General features: G+C 73.3%; 16 protein-coding genes. 7 read left to right on the top strand and 9 right to left on the bottom strand.

Annotated features, from left to right (window positions below; translation table 11 throughout):
• Positions 1-59: 59 nt before the first annotated feature.
• Both AB0399_RS12020 and AB0399_RS12015 read right to left on the bottom strand, forming a co-directional pair.
• Positions 60-1565 (bottom strand): alpha-N-arabinofuranosidase, encoded by a 1506-nt coding sequence (locus tag AB0399_RS12020; RefSeq protein WP_366411219.1) that lies wholly within the window; start codon positions 1563-1565, stop codon positions 60-62.
• Between the two features lie 238 nt (positions 1566-1803).
• Positions 1804-2994: a LacI family DNA-binding transcriptional regulator gene (locus AB0399_RS12015; RefSeq protein ID WP_366411175.1), complete on the bottom strand. Its 1191-nt coding sequence runs from the start codon at positions 2992-2994 to the stop codon at positions 1804-1806.
• Positions 2995-3305: 311 nt separating this feature from the next.
• Here AB0399_RS12015 and AB0399_RS12010 point away from each other — a divergent pair, with 311 nt between their 5' ends.
• A complete protein-coding gene (locus tag AB0399_RS12010; RefSeq protein WP_366411174.1) occupies positions 3306-5162 on the top strand; it encodes an arabinofuranosidase catalytic domain-containing protein in 1857 nt (618 codons plus the stop codon).
• Positions 5163-5235: 73 nt separating this feature from the next.
• Here the strand turns inward: AB0399_RS12010 and AB0399_RS12005 are convergent, their stop codons facing one another.
• Positions 5236-6996 carry a hypothetical protein gene (locus AB0399_RS12005; protein ID WP_366411173.1) on the bottom strand — a complete coding sequence of 587 codons (1761 nt, stop codon included), beginning with the start codon at positions 6994-6996 and terminating at the stop codon, positions 5236-5238.
• A 381-nt stretch (positions 6997-7377) separates the two neighbouring features.
• Here AB0399_RS12005 and AB0399_RS12000 point away from each other — a divergent pair, with 381 nt between their 5' ends.
• Positions 7378-8226, top strand: coding sequence for an oxidoreductase (locus AB0399_RS12000; RefSeq protein WP_329372572.1), 849 nt, complete (start codon positions 7378-7380; stop codon positions 8224-8226).
• The gene (locus tag AB0399_RS11995) at positions 8223-8840 is read left to right on the top strand and encodes a TetR/AcrR family transcriptional regulator (protein WP_366411172.1); all 618 of its coding nucleotides are present in this window, start codon (positions 8223-8225) and stop codon (positions 8838-8840) included. The genes AB0399_RS12000 and AB0399_RS11995 overlap by 4 nt, the downstream gene beginning before the upstream one ends.
• 97 nt (positions 8841-8937) lie before the next feature.
• Here AB0399_RS11995 and AB0399_RS11990 read toward each other — a convergent pair whose 3' ends face one another.
• Positions 8938-9849 (bottom strand): helix-turn-helix transcriptional regulator, encoded by a 912-nt coding sequence (locus AB0399_RS11990; RefSeq protein ID WP_366411171.1) that lies wholly within the window; start codon positions 9847-9849, stop codon positions 8938-8940.
• Between the two features lie 194 nt (positions 9850-10043).
• Here AB0399_RS11990 and AB0399_RS11985 point away from each other — a divergent pair, with 194 nt between their 5' ends.
• The gene (locus AB0399_RS11985; protein ID WP_366411170.1) at positions 10044-11024 is read left to right on the top strand and encodes an aldo/keto reductase; all 981 of its coding nucleotides are present in this window, start codon (positions 10044-10046) and stop codon (positions 11022-11024) included.
• A gap of 397 nt (positions 11025-11421) precedes the next feature.
• On the top strand, positions 11422-14892 hold the full coding sequence (locus AB0399_RS11980) for a phosphodiester glycosidase family protein (RefSeq protein WP_366411169.1): 3471 nt from the start codon (positions 11422-11424) through the stop codon (positions 14890-14892).
• 246 nt (positions 14893-15138) lie between these two features.
• Here AB0399_RS11980 and AB0399_RS11975 read toward each other — a convergent pair whose 3' ends face one another.
• The gene (locus AB0399_RS11975; RefSeq protein ID WP_366411168.1) at positions 15139-15621 is read right to left on the bottom strand and encodes a MarR family transcriptional regulator; all 483 of its coding nucleotides are present in this window, start codon (positions 15619-15621) and stop codon (positions 15139-15141) included.
• A 62-nt stretch (positions 15622-15683) separates the two neighbouring features.
• Between AB0399_RS11975 and AB0399_RS11970 the strand changes: the two genes are divergently transcribed.
• On the top strand, positions 15684-16595 hold the full coding sequence (locus AB0399_RS11970; RefSeq protein ID WP_366411167.1) for an alpha/beta hydrolase: 912 nt from the start codon (positions 15684-15686) through the stop codon (positions 16593-16595).
• Between the two features lie 18 nt (positions 16596-16613).
• Here AB0399_RS11970 and AB0399_RS11965 read toward each other — a convergent pair whose 3' ends face one another.
• From AB0399_RS11965 to AB0399_RS11955, 3 genes are all read right to left on the bottom strand, one after another.
• Entirely contained in the window at positions 16614-17603 is a 990-nt protein-coding gene (locus AB0399_RS11965) for a hypothetical protein (RefSeq protein ID WP_366411166.1), read from the bottom strand.
• A 99-nt stretch (positions 17604-17702) separates the two neighbouring features.
• On the bottom strand, positions 17703-18608 hold the full coding sequence (locus tag AB0399_RS11960; protein ID WP_366411165.1) for a helix-turn-helix transcriptional regulator: 906 nt from the start codon (positions 18606-18608) through the stop codon (positions 17703-17705).
• A gap of 118 nt (positions 18609-18726) precedes the next feature.
• A complete protein-coding gene (locus AB0399_RS11955; protein ID WP_366411164.1) occupies positions 18727-18951 on the bottom strand; it encodes a helix-turn-helix transcriptional regulator in 225 nt (74 codons plus the stop codon).
• Positions 18952-18980: 29 nt separating this feature from the next.
• Here AB0399_RS11955 and AB0399_RS11950 point away from each other — a divergent pair, with 29 nt between their 5' ends.
• The gene (locus AB0399_RS11950) at positions 18981-19529 is read left to right on the top strand and encodes a GNAT family N-acetyltransferase (protein ID WP_366411163.1); all 549 of its coding nucleotides are present in this window, start codon (positions 18981-18983) and stop codon (positions 19527-19529) included.
• A 95-nt stretch (positions 19530-19624) separates the two neighbouring features.
• On the opposite strand, the gene AB0399_RS11945 is transcribed toward AB0399_RS11950, so the two are convergent.
• A complete protein-coding gene (locus AB0399_RS11945; protein ID WP_329372591.1) occupies positions 19625-20062 on the bottom strand; it encodes a nuclear transport factor 2 family protein in 438 nt (145 codons plus the stop codon).
• Positions 20063-20084: the final 22 nt, after the last annotated feature.

Here is a 20084-nt window from a genome sequence, read left to right as displayed (position 1 = left end):
TCGGGGGAGCGCCGCCGAGCGCCCGGGGCGGGGGCTCGTGGCCCGGCGCGCCCGCGGGATCACCCGGCCACCGGGGCCGTCCGGACCATCGTCCAGGACACCGGCGGGAGTTCCACGGACAGCCCCTTCGGGTCGGCCGAGTGCCGGGTGCTGGAGCGCGGCTCCACCCGGCGCGGCGCCGCCTTGGAGTTGGTCGCCAGCAGGTCCCGGCCGCCCAGCACGACGTGTTCCACGACGGCGTGCTCCTCGCCGGCCATCGCCAACCGCAAGGTGGCGGCCTGGCTCTCGTCCCGGTTCACGGCGAAGACCGTCGTCTCGCCGGTCTCGGCGTCCCGGGTCGCGGTCACGTCGACCGCCGCCACGTCGCCGAGGGTCTCGGAGTGCAGCACCGGCGAGTTCGGCTCCACGCGCAGCACCTCGCCACGCGCGTGCCGGGCGGTGAGGGCGAAGGGGTGGAAGATGGTCTGCCGCCAGGCGCCGCTGTCGGGTTCGGTGCGGATCGGCGCGATGACGTTGACGAGTTGGGCGAGGCAGGCGATGGTCACCCGGTCGCTGTGCCGGAGCAGGCTCATCAGCAGGTTGCCCAGGACGACGGCGTCCTCGACGGTGTACTCGTCCTCGATCAGCCGGGGTGCCCGCGCCCAGTCGAGATGGTCCTGGCCGGCGAACCGGCTCTCGTGCCAGAGGTTCCACTCGTCGAAGGAGAGCTTCAGCCTGCGCCGGGAGCGCTTCTTGGCCGCGATGTGGTCGCAGGTGGCGACGACGCCGTCGATGAAGTCGTCCATCACCTGCGCGGAGGCCAGGAAGCCGACCCGGTCCTCGCCGTGCTGCTCGAAGTAGGCGTGCAGCGAGATGGAGTCGACGACGTCGAACGCCTCGTCCAGGACGTCGGCCTCCCAGGACCCGAAGGTCGGCATCCGCTCGTTGGAGCTGCCGCAGGCGACGAGTTCGATGGACGGGTCGATCCGCCGCATGGCCTTGCCGGTCTCGGCGGCCAGCCGGCCGTACTCGGTGCCGGTCTTCCGGCCGATCTGCCAGGGGCCGTCCATCTCGTTGCCCAGGCACCAGGTCCTGATGCGGTGCGGGTCGCGCACGCCGTGCGCCACGCGCAGGTCGGAGTAGCGGGTGCCGGCCGGGAAGTTGGCGTATTCGAGCAGGTTGCAGGCGTCCTCGACGCCGCGGGTGCCGAGGTTGACGGCCATGATCGGCTCGACGCCGGCCTGCCTCGCCCACGACATGAACTCGTTGAGCCCGAAGGTGTTGGGCTCCAGCGAGCGCCAGGCCAGGTCGAGGGCGACCGGGCGGTCCTCGCGGGGGCCGACGCCGTCCTCCCAGCGGTAGCCGGAGACGAAGTTGCCGCCGGGGTAGCGGACGGCGCTCACGCCGAGTTCGCGGGTGAGCTCGATGACGTCGGCCCGCAGGCCCTCGGCATCGGCTTCGGGGTGGCCGGGCTCGTACACGCCGCCGTAGACGCAGCGGCCCATGTGTTCGACGAACGACCCGAACAGCCGCGGGGGCACCGGCGCGATGACGAAGGCGGGGTCGAGGGTGGCAGTGCAGGTCAGCACACCGGTCTCCGGTTTCTCTGCGAACGGTCTGAAGGCGAGCGGGGGGAGTCGGGCGCCCTGGGATGCGGGCGCCTCGGGATGCGGGCGCCTGGGCGTCGGGGACCCGGGCGTCGGGGACCTGGGATTCGGGCACTTGAGATCGGGCGCCTCGGGATGCGGGGACCCGGGCGTCGGGCACTTGGGCGGGAGCCGCTTGATGCCGGCGGACGCCACGCCCTGAGCCGGTGCCGCCCGCTCAGCCGGGATGGCTTCCGCAGGACTCGCGGATCACGAGTTCGAAGGGCAGCACCGTGTGGACCGGGTCGGGCGCCGTCCCGTCCACGAGGTCGAAGAGGATCGCCGCAGCCTTGCGGCCCAGCGACTCGGCCGGGACGCGCACGGTGGTGATCCCGGGTGTGGTGAGCCGGGAGACGCCGAAGTCGTCGTATCCGGCCAGGGCGATGTCCTCGGGGATGCGCAGCCCGCGGGAGCGGATCTCCAGCATCGCGCCGTAGGCCATCTCGTCGTTGGCGGCGAAGATCGCCTGGACGTCGGACATGCTGTCCAGCACCTGCCGCGCGGCGAGCGTCCCCGACTCCTCGCTGAAGTCGCCCACGGCGAGGGTGTGGGTGCACGGCCGCCGCGACGCGGCGAGCGTGGCGCGGAAGCCCTCGTAGCGGTCCACCGCGGTCTGGTGGTCGAGCGGGCCGCTGATGTAGCCGATCCGGGTCAGCCCGTGGTCCTCCACCAGGTGGTGGGCGACCGCCGCGGCGCCCGCGATCTCGTCGATGCCGACGCTCGCCGCGTGCGGCAGGTGCACGAACCGCCCGATCAGCACCACCGGCAACGCGGCGTCCACCATGCGGTTGACGTTGGGGTCGCCGATCGAGGCCGAGGCGACGATCGCGCCCGACGCCGCCTGCGAGCGCAGCACCCGCTCGTAGGCCGCGACGCCGTGGGACTCGTCGGGGTTGGTCGACACCATCAGGGCGGCGTCGTGGGCGTTGGCCTCGGCGGTGACCCCCACCAGCAGATGCATGAAGTAGGGGTGGCCGAAGACATGCCGGCCGGTCTGGGGCACGACGACCGCGATCGAGGTCGAACGGCCCGCGCGCAGCGCCCGCCCCGCGGAGTTCGGGACGTAGCCGAGCTTCGCCGCGGCGGCCCTGACGGCCTCCTTGGTCGCCGCGCTGATCCGCGGATGGTCCGCGAGCGCCATGGACGCGGCGCTCTGCGAGATCCCGACGGCCGTCGCGACGTCCTTGAGCGTGACGGTGCCGCGCCTGCCGGCCGGCGCCGCGCGTCTGCGGCTCCGGCCGCCGCCGTCACCACCACCGGCCGGCGGGTCGGCGTCGCCCCTCTCCTCCGGGCCGCCCCGCCCCGGCGGGACGACCTCGCCGTCCTCGCGTCGGTCACCGCGGCTGCGGTCGCGTTCGGCCGCCGTCATCCCGCCACCCCTGAGGGGTCAATGCGGTTGAAGCGCGTCATGCGGTGCTCCCAGGGATGTGCTTCAACGATTCAGCACCCCGGACGCTAAGTGGCCGTGAACACCGCGTCAAGAGTCGTCCGCGAGATCATCGGGCAACAGGGGCGCCTGGCCCAGGGGTTGACGGGCTCGACGCGCCACCTCTAGCTTCGACTGCGCTGAATCGTATGAGCATCGCGCACGGGGTATCCGCACCAGGTGACGCACGGCGCCTCCCACCGGGCGCCCGCGCACCGCCATCCGCGACATCACCCGACGGAGAAAGGTCGACGATGACCGCTCACGCTCACCGACCACATCTGCGGCACGCGCTGAGACGCCTGCGCGGCGTCCTTCTCTCGATGGGCGCGACCATGGTCCTGGCCCTCGGCCTGCTGGTCGGCGTCACCGGTCCCGCGCACGCCGCCACGGACCAGCCCTGCGACATCTACGGCAACGCCGGAACCCCCTGCGTCGGCGCCTTCAGCACCGTCCGCGCGCTCTACGGCTCCTACAGCGGCAACCTCTACCAGGTCACCCGGGTGCATGACGGGGCGACGCTCGACATCGGCCTGCTCGCCCCCGGCGGCATCGCCGACGCCGGACCGCAGAACGTCTTCTGCGCCGCCGGCCCGTGCGTCATCTCCAAGATCTACGACCAGTCGCCGCGGCACAACGACCTGACCATCGCGGGCGCCGGCACCGCGGGCGCCGCCGACTCCGGTGCGATGGCGGACGCGTTGCACGTCACCGTGGGCGGCCACTCGGTGTACGGCGTCTACGTGCCGCCGGGCGTCGGGTACCGCCACGCCGTCGGGTCGGGGGTCGCCACCGGCGGCCAGCCCGAGGGCATGTACATGGTGGCCAGCGGCACCCACACCATCCACGACTGCTGCTTCGACTTCGGCAATGTCGAGGCGGCCGAGGACGACACCGGCGCCGGCCACATGGACGCGCTCAACATCTCCCCGGCGAGGGCCTGCGACCCGTGCCGGGGCAACGGGCCCTGGGTGCAGGCCGACCTGGAGAACGGCATCTACCAGGCCGACACCAACGCCCACAGCGTCAACGGCGGCAACTCCAGCGCGTTCGTCACGGCCGTGCTGAAGAACAACGGCCAGACGAGCTTCGCGCTCAAGGGCGGCGACTCCCGGTCGGGCGCCCTCACCACCTGGTGGAACGGTGCCCTGCCACCCGGCTACGCGCCCATGCAGCAGGAGGGCTCCATCGTCATGGGCACCGGCGGCGACAACAGCAACCGCGCCGGCGGCTCCTTCTTCGAAGGCGTGATGACCTCCGGCTACCCGTCGGACGCCGCGGACGACGCCGTGCAGGCGAACATCGTCTCGGCCGGCTACGCGGGCGACACCGCCGGGGTGGCACCGGCCACGATCGCCGGACCCGGCGGCACCTGCGTGGACGTCACCGGCGATGACGTCGCGGGCCGGTCCGCGGCCGTCCAGCTCTGGGGTTGCCAGAGCGCCGCCGCCGACCAGCACTGGACCCACGACGCCGACGGCTCGCTGCGCACGCTCGGCCGCTGCCTGGACATCGTCGGCAACAGCACCGCCCAGAACGCCCAGGTCCAGCTCTACGACTGCAACGGGGTCGGCGGGCAGAAGTGGGTTCAGCGCGCCGACGGCTCGCTCTTCAACCCGCAGTCCGGCCGCTGCCTGGACTCCCCGAACGACGCCACCGCCAACGGCACCCGCCTGCAGATCCACGACTGCAACGGCACCGACGCCCAGCGGTTCACGGTCAACGGCGGAGCGCCGGTCAACGCCCCCGGCGGAAAGTGCGTGGACATCGACGGCGACGACAACGGCGGCAACCTCAGCGCCGCGCAACTGTGGGACTGCCAGCCCTACGCGCTGGACCAGCACTGGGTGCACGCCGCCGACGGCTCGCTGCGCACCCTCGGCCGCTGCCTGGACATCGACGGCAACGGCACCGCCCAGGACACCCAGGTGGAGCTCTACGACTGCGACGGCGTCGGCGGCCAGGTCTGGCAGCAGCAGTCCGACGGCTCGCTGCTCAACCCGCAGTCCGGCCGCTGCCTGGACGACCCGAACGGTGCCGGCGCCAACGGCACCCGCCTGCAGATCCACGACTGCAACGGCACCGCCGCCCAGAAGTTCGCGCTGAACTGACCCGCTCCGGCCGACCCCGGTGGTGCGGAGGCGACAGGCCCTCCGCACCACCGGGGTCGGCGCCCCCGGCGCGTCAGCCGTTGCCGGTGAGACCGCGGAGATCGGCCCGGTCGCGGGTGTTGAAGTTCTCCACCGACGCCTTCGCGGTCGCGGGGTCCTTGAGCCACTCGTTGTAGGCGCGCCGCTGTCCCGCGGTGGCGTTCGCGACGAGGTGGCCGTCGCCGGTGAGGAACGGCTTGCCGTGGCTGTACTCGTTCGCGTACTTCCCGGGGTCGCCGACGTGGGGGTTGTCCACGTAGGCGTGGTGGGCGGCGTCCTGCCAGTCGTCCTGCCAGGTGGTGCTCGTCGGCGGCGAGCCGATGTCCGCGTGCTTGCCCGTGGTCGTGATCAGTTTGATGAATTCGTCCTCGCCCTTGCTCAGCGCCGCCTTGCCGATCGTGGCGGCCGCCTGGCCGGGGTCCAGCGCGACGTCGACCCCGGTGTGCACGGCGAAGGCGAAGGCGTCGTCCAGGTGATCCGCCCACGCCTTCTTCTTCGCCGTCTCGTCGGCGGACAGCTGTTTGCTGACCGCCCGGGCTTCGTAGTCGAAGACGCCGTCGATGGTGCCGGCGCCGTTCTCGTGAATCGGGTTGTCCGGGTCGTTGTCGGCCATCTCCTGTGCCCGCTTCCGGCCGAACGCGAGCACCCGTCCGGCGCAGGTGCCGTCCTGCATGGCCTGGTCGATGAAGGCCGCCCACGCGGCACCGTCGGCGTCGACGTGCCCTGGACCCAGGACCGGCGCCGGGTCGGTCAGGCTCGCCTGGAGGTCCGGCCAGTACGCCTCGATGATGTCGGCGTAGACCGCGCAGTACTCCGATGACGGGTGGGCGTCGGGGTGACGGGCGTAGTAGGTGACGAACGCCGTGGTGTTGGCCGCGGAGGTCTTCGGGTCCACGCCGGGCGCGGGCAGCGTGCCGGCGCGCAGCACCGCGGCGAACGCCTTGGACTCCGCCGGGTTGATGGTGGCGTTGCCCTGGCCGCTCGGCCCGATGAGCCCGGGCAGTTCCTTGGCGTGGTCGTGCACGAACGCGGTGGCCGCGACGGGGTCGGCGGCGAGCGCGGGCCACACGTACCTGCCCAGTTGCCCGGAGTTGTCGCTCAGCGCGTCGTCGCCGAGGCTGACCAGCACCGCGGGCGGGAAGTTCGCGAAGCGGAGCAGCGGCGCCAGCTCGGACGGAATCGCGCCGAGCTCGTTCTTCAGCGACGCGCCACTGCGCAGGGCGGTGGCCAGGAAGTCGGCCATCAGGGCCTGCCCGGCGTCGGGGTTGCCCTCTTCGTAGAGGTGGTCCTCGGTGACGAGTTTCATGGCGGCCTTCGTGCCGAGCACGCCCAACGCGGCTTTGCAGTAGTCCGGGTCCGTGTCGTGCGCCCGCACGAGTTCGAGGTACCGCGCGGCGCTGATCTTCCCGTCCTTGTACGCCTTGGCGTCCTTCCTCGCCGCGTTCACCGCCGCGGCCTGCGTGCCGAACCCGTCGAGGTCGGCGCCGGCGGCGGTCGCCGCCAGCCCCTTCCCGCCGCCCAGCTCCTTCGCCTGCCTGGCGGCATCCGCGGCCAGGCTGTGCCGGCGCCGCAGCATCGGCAACTGCCCCCGGGCCCAGGACAGATGGCGGTTGATCGCGGTCAGCCGGGACGTGTCGAGGCTCATGCCCCGCGCCGTCGTCATCCACTTGTCCACCAGCGGCTGCGCGCTGCTGTGGCCGCCGGTGGCCGTACGGCGGTCGATCGAGTTGATCAGGTCCCACAGCCGCGCGGGGTCGAGTCCGCTGAAGTCCCCGTCCGGATCTTGGTGGCCCATGGCCGTGCCCCCGTGTGCTCGTCGTCCGCCGCCGCGCGTTTCCCGCGGTCGTGCGCTCCGGTGTGTGCACGAGGATGGGCGCCTGCGTTCACGGGCGAACAGGGATTTTCCGCACAGGGAAAACGGCACGTGGTTCGCGCGGGCCGGAGCGGGCCGGCCGGGCGCCGGCGTCAGCGTGGGCGTGGGCGGTGCGGAGTCGCACACGTTCGCCGACCGGTGAGGGCCGACCTGCGGCAGCGCGCTGGACCCGGCCGGGCCGCCGAACCCACCGGGCCCGCCGAGCCCGCCAGAATCAACGCATCGGCGATAAAAATCGACGGAGTGTAGACTTTTTGGGTGGGGGAGCGATCCGGCTCCCCGCGAACCCTTCCTGGAGAAGCGATGCAGCAGCGGAACTGGCTCATCACCGGCGTCAGTACGGGCCTGGGGCGGTCCTTCGCCCAGGCCGCCCTGGCTGCCGGGCACACCGTCGTCGGCACGGTCCGCTCGGAGCAGGACCTGCGGGCTTTCGAAGCGCTCGACCCCGAGCGCGCGCACGGCCGCGTCCTGGACGTGACGGACGACGAGGCCGTCCCGCGCGTCATCACGGAGGTGGAGCAGGCCGTCGGCCCCCTGGACGTCGTCATCGCCAACGCGGGCTACGGCCTGGAAGGCACCTTGGAGGAGACCCCGCTGCCCGAGGTGCGGCGGCAGTTCGAGGTCAACGTGTTCGGAGCGGTGGCCACCTTGCGGGCGGCGCTGCCCCACATGCGCCGGCGCCGCCGCGGGCACCTGATGGCCGTCACCTCCATGGGCGGGCTGATGGCGGTGCCCGGCATGTCCGCCTACTGCGGCAGCAAGTTCGCCCTGGAGGGCATCCTCGAAGCACTGGGCAAGGAGGTCGCACAGTTCGGCATCCACGTGACGGCGATCGAGCCCGGCTCCTTCCGCACCGACTGGGCCGGGCGCTCCATGACCCGCGTCGCGCGCTCCATCGAGGACTACGACGAACTGTTCGCCCCCATCCGCGCGGCACGGCAGAAGGCCAGCGGGAACCAGCTGGGCGATCCGGCCAAGGCCGGGGACGCCGTCGTGCACATCACGTCGGTGGAGCATCCGCCGGCCCACCTCGTGCTGGGCTCGGACGCGCTGCGCCTGGTGGCCGCCGCGCGCACGGCCGTGGACGAGGACATCCGTACCTGGGAGACCCTCTCCCGTACGACCGACTTCGCCGAGGGCGCTCAGCTGTGACCCCCGGGCACGACCCCGCGCGAGGCCGGCGCACCGCCGAACGCAAGGGCGACCTGCGGGAGCGGGCCATCCTGGACACCTGCGAGGCGCTGCTGGCGAGCAAGGGCTACGACGCCATGACCGTCGGCGACATCGCCCAGGGCGCCGGGATCACCCGCGGCGCCCTGTACTTCTACTTCGGCTCCAAGCAGGAAGTGGTCACCGCGCTGGTGGCCCGGACCGTGGAGCACCTGTGGGAACGCTCCCGGGCCACCGCGAAGGCCGACGACCCGCGCCGGGCCGTCGACGCCGCCATGCGGCGCACCGTCGAGCTGTGGAACGAGCACGGCCTGGTGATGCGCACGGCGATCGACCTGTCGCTGACCGTCCCGGAGATCGGCGAACTGTGGAGCCGTACCGCCGACTTGTTCATCGCGGCCATCACCGCGGTCCTGGAACGCGCCGGCGTCCAGACCGGCAGCGGACCGGAACAGGCACCGGCGATGGCACGCGCCCTGTGCTGGATGATCGAGCGGACCTTCTACCACGCCTCGCAGGAGTCCCGCGGGGCATTGGGCGAGGCATCCGCGACCTGCGCGCACATCTGGCTGACCAGCGCCGGTCTGCCCGGCTGAGACCCGGTCTGCCCGGCTGAGGCCCGGCCGCCCCGGCTGAGACCCGGCCGCGCGGCTCCGCCTCGGCCAGGAGGAATCCGGCGGCCCCGAGGGAGCGTCAGGCGGAAATGCCGGGCCCCGGCGCGGAGGTGGGGCGGGTTCCCGCGTCGGGGTCGCCGTCCTCCTCGAAGGACGCGGCCCAACCGGCCAGCAGGTTCAGGGCGTCGCGTGCGGGCGTGGCGGGTTCGGTGCTGTAGGCCATCATGGTCAGCCCGGTGTCGGCGGGCAGTTCCAGGGCCTCGTACTCCAGGGTCAGCTCGCCGACGACGGGGTGGCGCAGGCGTTTGACGCCACCGCGGTGCAGGTGGACGTTGTGGGTGGCCCAGCGGGTGCGGAACAGGTCGCTCCTGGTGGAGAGTTCGCCGACCAGGTCGGTGAGGGCCTTGTCATGGGGGTCGCGGCCGGCTTCGGCGCGCAGGATCGCGACGGTGCCGGCGGCCATCCGCTCCCAGTCGACGTAGTAGTCGGCGGCCGCCGGGTCCAGGAACATGAAGCGGGCCACGTTGGGCGGCCGGCACGGGGAGGTGAGGATCGGGCGGATCAGGGCCCGGCCGAGCCGGTTGGTGGCCAGGATGTCCAGCCGGCGGTTGCGTACGTAGGCCGGCGTGGCGGACATGGAGTCCAGGATGCGCTGGATGCTGGGGCGCACACGGGGTCGGGGCGTGCGCGGGGGCGTGCGCGTGCCGGAGTTGGCGGCGCGGGCCAGGTCGAACAGGTGCGCGCGCTCGGCCTCGTCGAGGTGGAGAGCGCGGGCGAGGGCTTCCAGGACGCTGCCGGACACGCCGCGGGCGTTGCCGCGTTCGAGCTTGATGTAGTAGTCGGCGCTGACGCCGGCCAGGAGCGCGACCTCCTCGCGGCGCAGACCGGTCACCCGGCGGTTCCCGCCGCTGACGGGCAGGCCGGCCTGCGCGGGGGTGATCCTGGCGCGGCGGGAGGTGAGGAAGTCGCGGAACTCGGTGCGGGCGTCCATACCCGCAACGGTACGTCCGCATCCGCCGGTGAGAGGGGCCCTGGCCGTACCCGCAGAGGGGGCCTGTCAGTACCTGCCACGGCAGGAACCCCCTGATGGGAGGCCGTGGGCGGCGGTTCGTGCCACGGTGGGGAGTGAAGGCGGCCGCCTTCAGCAGCGAGGGCACAGCCCACACCACCGAGCAGGAGTGCGCCATGGAGTACACGCGACTGGGAACGTCGGGGCTCAGGATCAGCCGGATCGCCCTGGGCTGTATGAGCTTCGGCGATCCCGCCAAGCGGACGAGCTGGGCGCTCGACGACGACGCGGCCGAGCCGGTCTTCCGCCAGGCCGTCGAGCTCGGCATCACGTTCTGGGACACCGCGAACATCTACGGCCTGGGCAGCTCGGAGGAGGTCGTCGGGCGGGCGCTGCGCAAGTACACCCGGCGTGAGGACGTCGTGCTGGCCACCAAGTTGTGGGCGCCGATGCACGAGGGCCCGGGCGGGGCGGGCCTGTCCCGCAAGGCGATCATGGAGCAGATCGACGCGTCGCTGCGGCGGCTGGGCACCGACTTCGTCGACCTCTACCAGATCCACCGCTTCGACCCGAAGACGCCGGTCGAGGAGACGATGGAGGCGCTGCACGACGTGGTCAAGGCCGGCAAGGTCCGCTACATCGGTGCCTCGTCGATGTGGGCCTGGCAGTTCGCCACCATGCAGCACGCCGCGCAGACCCACGGGTGGACCCGGTTCGTGTCCATGCAGGACCAGTACAGCCTGATCCACCGCGAGGAGGAGCGCGAGATGCTCGGCCTGCTCGCCTACCAGGGCGTGGGAAGCATCCCGTGGAGCCCGCTGGCCGGGGGACTGGTCACCCGGCCCTGGGGCGAGCGCGTCACGCAGCGCGCGGCGGAGCACCGGACCGTCGACCAGCAGGGCCGGCCGATCTTCCTCGACAGCGACCAGGCCATCGTCGAGGCCGTCCAGCGCATCGCCCAGGCCCGCGGCGTGTCGATGGCGCAGGTCGCGTTGGCCTGGGTGCTGAAGAACCCGGTGGTCTCCGCGCCGATCGTGGGCGCGACCAAGCCGCACCACCTCGCCGACGCCGCCGCCGCGCTCGACATCGAACTCACCGCCGAGGAGATCGACGCCCTCGAAGAGCCCTACGCCCCGCGCGTTCCCACGTTCTTCTGAGGCGAACGGAGGGCCGGCCGGCGGCTTTGGAGCCGGCCGACCGGCGGGCGGGACCGCCTGACCGGCGGCCGGCCAGCGGCCCGGGGGCCGGCGACCGGCGGTCGGAGGCGGCCTTCGCGCGGGCGGGGGCGACCCGGTGGGGTCGTTCACGGCGGGCCGTCCCGGCACCGGCCACGTGCCGGGCCGCGGGCGGCAGGTGCGTTAATCTCGGCCGGTCCAACGTTGTGGGTGAGTTGGACGGGCCGGCAGCCCGCACGCCCTGAACGCGCCGCGGCACACTCCGTCGTGGCAGCGGGCGGGCGGCCACGGGGGCCGGTGGGTGACGGGCGGTCGCCGGACGACCCGGCTCACCTGGGGTTCACCTGGGCGTCGGTCGGAGCCGTTACCGTCACCCGCCATGGACAACCAGCGCAATGGCATGACGGCGGACATCACGCGCCGCGGACTCATCGTGGGCGCGGTGGCCGCCGGGCTCGCCGCGACCGGCGGTACGGCGGTCGCCGACGCCGGGCGGCGGACAGGGGGCGGGCCGGTCGGGACGGTGCCCGGCCACCCGGCCCCGGCCGCGGACCTCACGAAGTTCACAGCACCCGCTTACCAGTTGACGGTGGACGGGGAGTCGGTCGTGAGCGACCGGGTGGACCGGCCGGTCGCACCCGGGATCGTACTCACCTCCTTCGACACCTTCGGCCGTACCGGCTGGCTGCGGGTGCACGTGCTCAACGCCGACCTGGGCGAGGCGTCCGTCGGCGTGGACCTGATCGCGGGCGAGGTGAGCCAGGCGCGCCCGCTGGGCCAGGCGACCGACGCGCAGCACGCCGTCGCCGCGGTCAACGGCGACTACTTCGACATCACCGAGACCTACGCGGCCGAGGGCCCGGAGATCCAGAACGGACAGCTGCGCAAGGGCACTTCGCAGGCGTCGACGGTCGCCACGGTCGGCGCCGACCGGGTCGCACGGCTCGCCGACCTGATGATCACCGGCACCGCCACGGTGGCCGGCGTCCGGCGCCCGCTGGCCGCGCTCAACTCCGCGGGCGTGCCCGCCGACGGCATCTGCGTGTTCACCCCGCTGTGGGGGAGCGCGGACCGCACGCTGATCCAGGGCGCCGGTCCGTACACCGAACTCGTGGTGGCCGGCGGCAAGGTGACCGCGGTCCACCCGCAGATCACCGCGACGGCGGTGCCGGACGGCGGGTTGATCGTGCTCGGCCGCGGCGCCGCGGCCACCGCGCTCGCCGCGACCCGGATCGGGGACAGCGTCGACGTGGCGTTCGCGCCGCAGAGCGACGCGCCCGGCGCGCTGCACATGGCGCTGGGCAGCGGGGCGGTGCTGGCGACCGGCGGCAAGCCGGTCGACTTCCCGCCGAGCACCGGCAACGACGAGGCCAAGCCGCGTACCGCCGTCGGCTGGCCGGAAGGCGGCCACCGCCTGCTGCTGGTCGCCGTCGACGGCTCCGCCAACTTCTCCGCCGGGCTCAGCTTCGACGACATGGCCGCGCTGATGGTACGGCTCGGCGCCCACGAGGCGTTCATGCTGGACGGCGGCGGCTCCACCGAACTGGTCGCCCGCCGCCCTGGCGACGGCACCGTCAGCGTCGTCAACACCCCGTCGGACGGCAGCGAGCGGCCGGTGCCCGACGGCGTCGGCCTGTTCGGCCGCAAGGGTTCGGGCCGGCTGCGGGGGCTGGACGTGCGTCCGCGGGCCGACCGGGTGGTGCCGGGCCTGACCCTGGACGTCGCCGTCGCCGGCTACGACGAGAGCTGGGCGCCGGCGGCGGCCGACGCGCACCGGGTGTCCTGGAGCGCGCGACCGGGTTCGCTGGGCAAGGCGGACGACGGGGTGTTCCGCGCCCGGCAGCCCGGCGCCGGGGTGCTGCGGGCCCGCTCCGCCTCCGCAGAGGGCGAGGTGGAGCTACGGGTGGTCGGCGAGCTGCACCGGCTGGCGTTCAGCCGCAGCAGCGTCACCCTCGACGCCGGTGCGACGGTGAACGTGCAGCTCACCGGCGTGGACGCGGACGGCTTCGACGCCCCGGTGGCGCCGCGGGACGCGACCTTCGACTACGACCGGAGCCTGCTCACCGTGGCAGCGGGCGCGGGCGGCGGCCTCGACATCACCGGCAGCAAGGACGCGGCCGGCACGTCCACCACGCTCACCGCCACCGTGCAGGGCGTCACCGCGAAACTGCCCGTCACCGTCGGTCTGGTCAACGTGTCGCTGGCGGAGTTCGAGCCGGGCGAGACGTGGACCGCGACCGCGGCACGCGGCACCGCGTCGGTCTCCACCGTCGCCGCCCCCGACCGGCCCGGAGCCGCGGCCGGCAACCACGCGCTGCGGCTGACCTACGACTTCACCGGCCAGAGCGGCACCTCGGCGGCGTACGCGGTGGCCGGCGACGGCCCGCTCACGCTGCCCGCGGGCACCAAGAAGCTCGCGCTGTGGGTGAACGGCGACGGCGGCAACCACTGGCTGCGGGCGATGATCACCTCGCAGGGCACCACGAACGTGCCCTTCACCTTCGCCACCACCGTCGACTGGACCGGCTGGCGGCTGGTGACCGGCGACATGCCCGACGGCTTCTCCGACCCCGTCACCTTGCAGCGGCTCTACCTCGCCGAGACGCTGCAGACCAACAAGAACGCCGGGCAACTCGACTTCGACGTGCTGGACGCCCAGATCGGGCAGCAGCCGGACCGGACGGACCCGCCCCGGCCCGACCCGTACGTGGTCGAGCAGGGCGGGCTGCCGGACCGTCGCTGGACCTTCGCGATCCTGTCCGACCTGCACATCAGCGCGGCGGCCGGGCTCGACTCGTTCTCCGGGCGGCAGGCGGTCGCGGCCCTGGGCCAGGTCGTGGCGAGCAAGCCGGACTTCATCCTGATCAACGGCGACTTCGTCGACGACAACAACGTGGCCGACTTCGAACTCGCCGTCGGGCTGCTGAAGGACCACGTGCCCGGCGATCTCCCGGTGTACTGGACCCCCGGCAACCACGAGGCCGGCCTGTCGGCGACCGGCGGCCTGGACGCCTTCCTGTCGGTGACCGGCCGGCCCAACCGGCAGGTCATGGACCACAAGGGCACCCGCTTCATCCTGCTGGACTCGCACACCGGCGACATGCGCACCTCCGACTGGGACCAGGTGCCGCTGCTACAGGCCGAGTTGGCGAAGGCCGCGAAGGACCCGTCGGTCAGGAGCGTCGTGCTCTCCTTCCACCACCCGCTCAAGGACCCGTCGGGGGCCGGCGCCTCGCAGCTGTCCGACCAGTTGGAGGCCGACCTGCTGCAGCGCTGGCTCGCGGACTTCCGCGAGCGGTCGGGCAAGCCGGTCGCCCTGTTCACCGGCCACGCGCACACCGCCGCGGTCACCCGCACCGACGGGGTGCTCGAAGTCACCACCCCGGCGGTCGGCAAGACCCCGTACAGCTCGCCCGACCAGGGCGGGTTCTTCGGCTGGATGCACATCGGCGTCGACCCGAGACCGGCCCGGGTCCGAGCCGGGCAGCCCAGCCCGGAGACCCGCGAGTGGCTGCGGGCCGAGAGCAGGCCGCTGATCGACGGCATCGAGCTGACCGCGCCGCCGCGGATCGCGGTGGGCGACTCGGCGGTGCTCGCCGCGACCGGCGTCACCAGCGAGTTCGGCCTGCGGTTCCCGCTGCGCTTCCCCGCCAGCGTCACCTGGAGCGGCGGCCGCGGGCTGGTGATCGCCGGCTCCGCGGCCGACGCGAAGGCCGCCCGGCGGCGCGCGGGGACCGTCGCGGTGCTCGACCTGTCGTCGGCGACGCTCAGCGCGGTGCGCGCCGGCAAGGTCACCGTCACGGTGGCCTCGGGCGGTCTGACCGCCTCCTCGACGGTCACGCTCGGCTGAGCACCGGCTCCTCCGGCGTGCCGCGGTGCGCGGCACGCCGGAGGAGTCACCGTCCACGCACGCGAGTCGGGCCCTCTGCGGGTCACGGCCGCGCGGGTCACGGCCGCGCGGGGCGCCGGCGCTTCCCGTCCCGTGGGCGGCCGGCGCCGTCCGGCGATCGGTGCCGTCGGGCGATCGGTGCCGTCGGGAGGTCGATGCGGTCCGTTGGTCGATGCGGTCCGGTGGTCGGCCGTCCTCAGGCGCTCCTCAAGTGACCTCGCCGAGATCGTCGTTGAGCCGAGCCGCGGCCTCGACGCTCGACGGCCGGCCCGCGACAACCCGGGCCAAGTGCGCTTCGACGAGCTCCAGTTGCCCGGGTCCCAGCCGCGCCGCCCAGCGCTCGCGCACCTCGTCGAAGAGCGAGGCGCCGAGCGTCATCATGGCGTGGCCGCGGTCGGTGACCCGCAGCCGTTTGAGGCGGCCGTCGCTCGGGTCGGGCTCGCGCGCGAGGTATCCGAGCTTCTCCAGCGCGCCGATCGTCCTGGCGGCGCCCTGCTTGGAGACCGAGAGCCGCCGGCCGAGTGCCGAGGCCGTGTCCGCGCCCTCGTCGACGGCGCGCAGGGCGAACTCGTGCGAGGCGCGCACGCCCGGGTGCCCGCGGCGCGCCAGTTCGCCGTGCACGTCGTCCACCATCGACTGGAAGCCGCCGAGAAGCAGCAGCGCGAGGTCAGCGCCGGGTGAACGTGCCATGCGGGGAAGCATACGAGAAACGGAGGTCGACAACCGTGTTGTCGACCGGTAGATTGACAACCATGTTGTCGATCCGATCCAGGAGAACGATGGACTCCCTCGCCGGCGGCGCCACCATCCCGGGCGTCGCACACCACCACGTCAGCCTCAACGGAACCGAACTGCACTACGTCTCGGCCGGCACGACCGGCTCTCCGGTCCTGCTGGTCCACGGCTTCCCCGAGACCTGGTGGGTCTTCCGCAAGCTGATCCCCCTGCTCGGCGCGCACCACCGGGTGTTCGCCCCCGACCTTCGCGGCTTCGGCGACTCCGCCCCCGCGACCACGGCGCACGACAGTACGACCGCGGCCCAGGACCTCGGCGAACTCATCACCCGGCTCGACGTGGGCCCCGTCCATCTCACGGGCCAGGACGTCAGCGGCGCCACCACGTTCCGCGTCGCCGCCACACGCCCCGACCTCGTGCGCAGCTACGCCGCGATCGAGACCGGGCTGCCCGGGTACGGTGTCGAGAAGCTCGCCGACGTCGCCCACGGCGGCGCCTGGCACATCGGGGTGCTCGCCGCCCCGGGCATCCCCGACCTGCTGCTCGCCGGACGGGAACGGGCGTTCCTCGCGCAGTACGCGATCCCGTCGCTCTGCGGGACCCCCGACGCCTTCACCGACGGCGACATCGACGAACTCGCCCGCTCCTATGCGCGACCCGACGGGTTCAACGGCGCGGCCGGACTGTACCGCTCGATGCTCCGCGAAGGCGACGAGATCCGCCGGCTGGCGGCCCGGAAGCTCACCGTGCCCGTGCTCGCCGCCGGCGGCGGATCGGGCGACTTCACCCCGGCGACCCTGCGTCAGGTCGCCGAGGACGTCAGCGCCCTCTCCCTCGACGGGATCGGCCACTACGCGGCGATGGAGGCCCCCGACCGGCTCGCCGAGGGCCTCCTGTCCTTCTACGGGAAACTCGACCGCCTCGGGTGACGCGCGAACCGGCCGGGGTCAGCGGTGGTCGTCGAGCCGGGCGCGGAGCAGGTTGGGGTCGGTCTTGGTGGTGTAGGCGGCGCTGAACACGTCGACCTGGTGGCCGTGCAGGGCGATCGAGGTGGGGTTCTGGAGTCCGTCGGCGGCGTCCAGCAGGACGGTGTGGGTGCCGTCGGGCTCGATGCGGACGACCTGGTCGGGCCCGTTGAGTGCGGCGAGGGTCCGGTCGCCGTGGCCGGTGAAGGTGAAGTCGTCGATGCCGACCAGGCCGGACGCCCTGACCTGCGGTGCTCCCGCGCGGTTGCCGGGCAGGATCGGGATGCGCAGCAGGGTGCCCTGGTCGAGGTTGGTCACCCACAGGGCGCCGTCGTGCACCTTCGCGCCGTTGGCGCCGAGGAAGTCGATCGGGGCGAGCGCGGGGTCGGTGGACCACGGGGTGGGGGTGCCGCCGCTGGTCGGGACGGTCCACACGGTGCCGAGCGCCGAGTCGGTGATGTAGAGCCGGTTGCTGCGGGGGTCCAGGGCCAGCCCGTTGGGCAGGCCGTCGGCGGGCAGCGCGGCGATGCGCTGCGGCGCGTGGCCGGGGCGTATCCGCCACAGCCCGGTCAGGTCGGCGGTGCCGGTCGCGTACAGCACGTAGAGGGTGCCGTCGGAGGTGCGGACGATGCCGGTGGTCAGGGGGAAGCCGAGGACGGGCGTGCCGGTTCCGCCGTCGGCGGGTGCGGGCAGCGTCGCCAGGACGCGGGTGGTGCCCCGGGGGCTGATCTGCGCGACCTGGCGGGCGCCGGCGAAGGTGACGTCCGCGGTGCCGTCGGGCAGCAGGGCGACGTTCTCGGGCATCTGGCCCGCGGTCAGGTCGAAGTGGGTGGCGATCCGCACGTCGCTGAGCGGCTTCGCGGCCGGCGGTGTCGCGCCCGCCGGCCCGGCGCCGGTCAGGACGGTCGCGGCAAGGGCGGTCGCGGCCGTCACGACGGCGGACACGGTGATCCTGGTGCTTCGCTGGGACATGGTTCCTTCACTCGTTCTGCGTGCTGAGAGGTGTTTTTGGGCATGCGGGGGCCGCGGCTCGGCGCCGTGGCCAGGACGGGGGTTGCGGGAGGGGTCGGGTCAGGTGGCGGGGGTGCCGGCGTCGCGCACCGGCCGGGCCGGGCGGTGTCCCTCGGGTGCGGTGGCGTGGGCGAGCAGGGTCAGGGCCGTGGCGGAGGGGGAGCCCGGGGCGGCGGTGGCCACCACGAGGGCCGGGCCTTCGCCTTGCGGGCTCTGCAGGGTCTGCTGGGTGACGGTCAGCGTTCCGACCAGGGGGTGGCGCATCGCGTAGTCGGCGACATCGCAGGCCACGATCCGGTGGTCGGCCCACATGGTGGCGAACTCCGCGCTGTGCACGGTCAGTTCGCCGATCAGCGCGGCCAGCAGCGGATCGTCGGGGTGGCGGCCGGCGGCCAGCCGCAGGTTGCCGACCACGGCCTTCGCCTTGGCGGGCCAGTCGGCGTACAGGTCGCGGATGTGCGCGTCGAGGAAGACCAGCCGGGCCATGTTCGGCCGCTGCCGCGGATCATCGGGGGCGGCCGGGTCGAGATGCCCGGCGAACAGCGCGTGGCCCTGGGCGTTCCAGGCCAGCACGTCGCTGCGGCGGCCGATGACGATGGCGGGGGTGTCCGCGATCGCCGCCAGCAGGGCGCGGGTCGCGCCGCTGACACGTTCGGGCCGGGGCCGGGTCGCGGCCCGGCTCTTCCTGGGTGCGCGGGCCAGCGCGTGCAGATGGGCCCGCTCGGACGCGTCCAGCCGCAGGGCGCCCGCCAGCGCGTCCAGCACCTCGGGCGAGGCGTTGTGCGACTGGCCCTGCTCCAGCCGCGCGTAGTAGGGCGCGCTGATGCCCGCGAGCATCGCCAGTTCCTCGCGCCGCAGGCCCGGCACCCGGCGCCGTTCGCCGTAGGTCCGCAACCCGACGTCCTCGGGCTGCAACTGGCCCCGGCGTGCCTGCAGGAAGTCCGCGAGCTGCCCGTACTTGTCCATGCCCCGAGTATGCGCACCGCCGGGCAACCGTGCCTCACCCTGCTGGGGTGCGGATTCGCGGGGTCGGGCGGAGGTCGGCGCCGCGCCCCGGGAGGAGCCGATCGACCGTGCCCGGGGCTCAGGTCCGCCGGTGGGCCAGGACGGCCGGCGCCCTCGGGTTGTCCTCCTCGGACTGCTGGAGCCCGAGCTTGCCGAAGACGCTGTTGCCGTGCTTGCTCACGGCCTTCCCGGTCACGAACTTGCGCGCGGCGATGGCGGCGCTGGAGCGGCCCTCGGCCATCAAGGACAGCACCTCGCGCTCGCGGGGGGCCGGCGCGCGCAGCGGTTCGTCCGCCTTGATCATCGGCGAGGCTGCTGGCCAGGTTGGCCGGCATGACCGACCTCAGAGCCCTGCCCTGGCCGACCGCCCCGATCACCACCGAGCGGCTGGTGCTCCGCCAGACCGAGGCGCGCGACCGTGCGGGCGTCATCGAGCTGAACGCCTCGCCGGAGGTGGGCACTTACCTCGGCGGGCCGCAGCCGCGTGACGAGCTCGAACGCATGGTGCCCGAGGTGCCCGGGCAGCGCCCCGGCTTCTTCGTGGTCGAACTCGACGGCGCGCTGATCGGCACGGTCCAGCTCGACCCGCACGACCGCGAGCGGGTGGGCGAGCGACGTGCGGAGGCCGGCGGGACCGAGCTCGGTTACCTGTTCCTGCCGGCGGCGTGGGGACGCGGATACGCCACCGAGGCGTGCACCGCGGCGCTCGGCTGGTTCGCGGGCGCGCTGCCCGGTGAGCCGGTGGTGCTCTACACCCAGACCGCCAACGCCCGCTCGATGCGCCTGGCCGCGAAGCTGGGGTTCACCGAGCGGGAGCGGTTCGAGAAGTACGACGCCGAGCAGTGGCTCGGCGTGTGGTCCCCGGTCGCGCCGCCCGCGTGAGCCGATGCCCGGCGGCACGGCCGAGCGACGAGGAGATCCGTCGCCGGCCGTGCTCCGGTACTCCGGTACTCCGGCGCTCCGGTCGGGAGTCGGGCTCACACGGCGCCGGCGGGCTCGGGGTCGCGGTGGTCCGGGAAGAGGGTCGCCGCCACGTGCCGGGTGTCCGCGTACTCGACGACGGAGGTGATCCGGCCGTCGCGGACCGTGTAGATGCCGATGCAGCGGTTGTCGTAGGCGCCGCCGTACACGGTCTGCGCCTTCGCGGTCCACTCGGCGACCACGCGGTCGCCCTCGGCGATCGTGCCGACCAGCTCGATCCGCATCGTGCCGGGAACGAAGACCGTCCCCATGCCGCCCAGGAAGTCGTCGACGATCGCGTCGCGGCCCTGCCACACCTTCGAGGTCGGCAGATCGCCCGGGTAGTGCCAGGTCGCGTCCTCGGCGAAGCTCTCGCGGATGACGTCGGCGTCGCCGTCGCGGACGGCCTCCACGTAGCGGATGACGACGGCCCTGGGCTCGGTGCTGGCGTTCATGAGGGGACTCCTTCGGCTGGTG

The organism is Streptomyces sp. NPDC088194, from assembly GCF_040702025.1.
Classification (GTDB): Bacteria; Actinomycetota; Actinomycetes; order Streptomycetales; family Streptomycetaceae; genus Actinacidiphila.
This window is presented reverse-complemented; position numbering and strand designations above follow the sequence as displayed.

Excerpts from the sequence above, each read along its gene's own strand:
- AB0399_RS12015 (WP_366411175.1), bottom strand. The coding sequence starts at position 2,994 with ATGACGGCGGCCGAACGCGACCGCAGCCGCGGTGACCGACGCGAGGAC.
- AB0399_RS12010 (WP_366411174.1), top strand. The coding sequence starts at position 3,306 with ATGACCGCTCACGCTCACCGACCACATCTGCGGCACGCGCTGAGACGC.
- AB0399_RS12005 (WP_366411173.1), bottom strand. The coding sequence starts at position 6,996 with ATGGGCCACCAAGATCCGGACGGGGACTTCAGCGGACTCGACCCCGCG.
- AB0399_RS12000 (WP_329372572.1), top strand. The coding sequence starts at position 7,378 with ATGCAGCAGCGGAACTGGCTCATCACCGGCGTCAGTACGGGCCTGGGG.
- AB0399_RS11990 (WP_366411171.1), bottom strand. The coding sequence starts at position 9,849 with ATGGACGCCCGCACCGAGTTCCGCGACTTCCTCACCTCCCGCCGCGCC.
- AB0399_RS11985 (WP_366411170.1), top strand. The coding sequence starts at position 10,044 with ATGGAGTACACGCGACTGGGAACGTCGGGGCTCAGGATCAGCCGGATC.
- AB0399_RS11980 (WP_366411169.1), top strand. The coding sequence starts at position 11,422 with ATGGACAACCAGCGCAATGGCATGACGGCGGACATCACGCGCCGCGGA.
- AB0399_RS11975 (WP_366411168.1), bottom strand. The coding sequence starts at position 15,621 with ATGGCACGTTCACCCGGCGCTGACCTCGCGCTGCTGCTTCTCGGCGGC.
- AB0399_RS11970 (WP_366411167.1), top strand. The coding sequence starts at position 15,684 with ATGTTGTCGATCCGATCCAGGAGAACGATGGACTCCCTCGCCGGCGGC.
- AB0399_RS11965 (WP_366411166.1), bottom strand. The coding sequence starts at position 17,603 with ATGTCCCAGCGAAGCACCAGGATCACCGTGTCCGCCGTCGTGACGGCC.
- AB0399_RS11960 (WP_366411165.1), bottom strand. The coding sequence starts at position 18,608 with ATGGACAAGTACGGGCAGCTCGCGGACTTCCTGCAGGCACGCCGGGGC.
- AB0399_RS11955 (WP_366411164.1), bottom strand. The coding sequence starts at position 18,951 with ATGATCAAGGCGGACGAACCGCTGCGCGCGCCGGCCCCCCGCGAGCGC.
- AB0399_RS11950 (WP_366411163.1), top strand. The coding sequence starts at position 18,981 with ATGACCGACCTCAGAGCCCTGCCCTGGCCGACCGCCCCGATCACCACC.
- AB0399_RS11945 (WP_329372591.1), bottom strand. The coding sequence starts at position 20,062 with ATGAACGCCAGCACCGAGCCCAGGGCCGTCGTCATCCGCTACGTGGAG.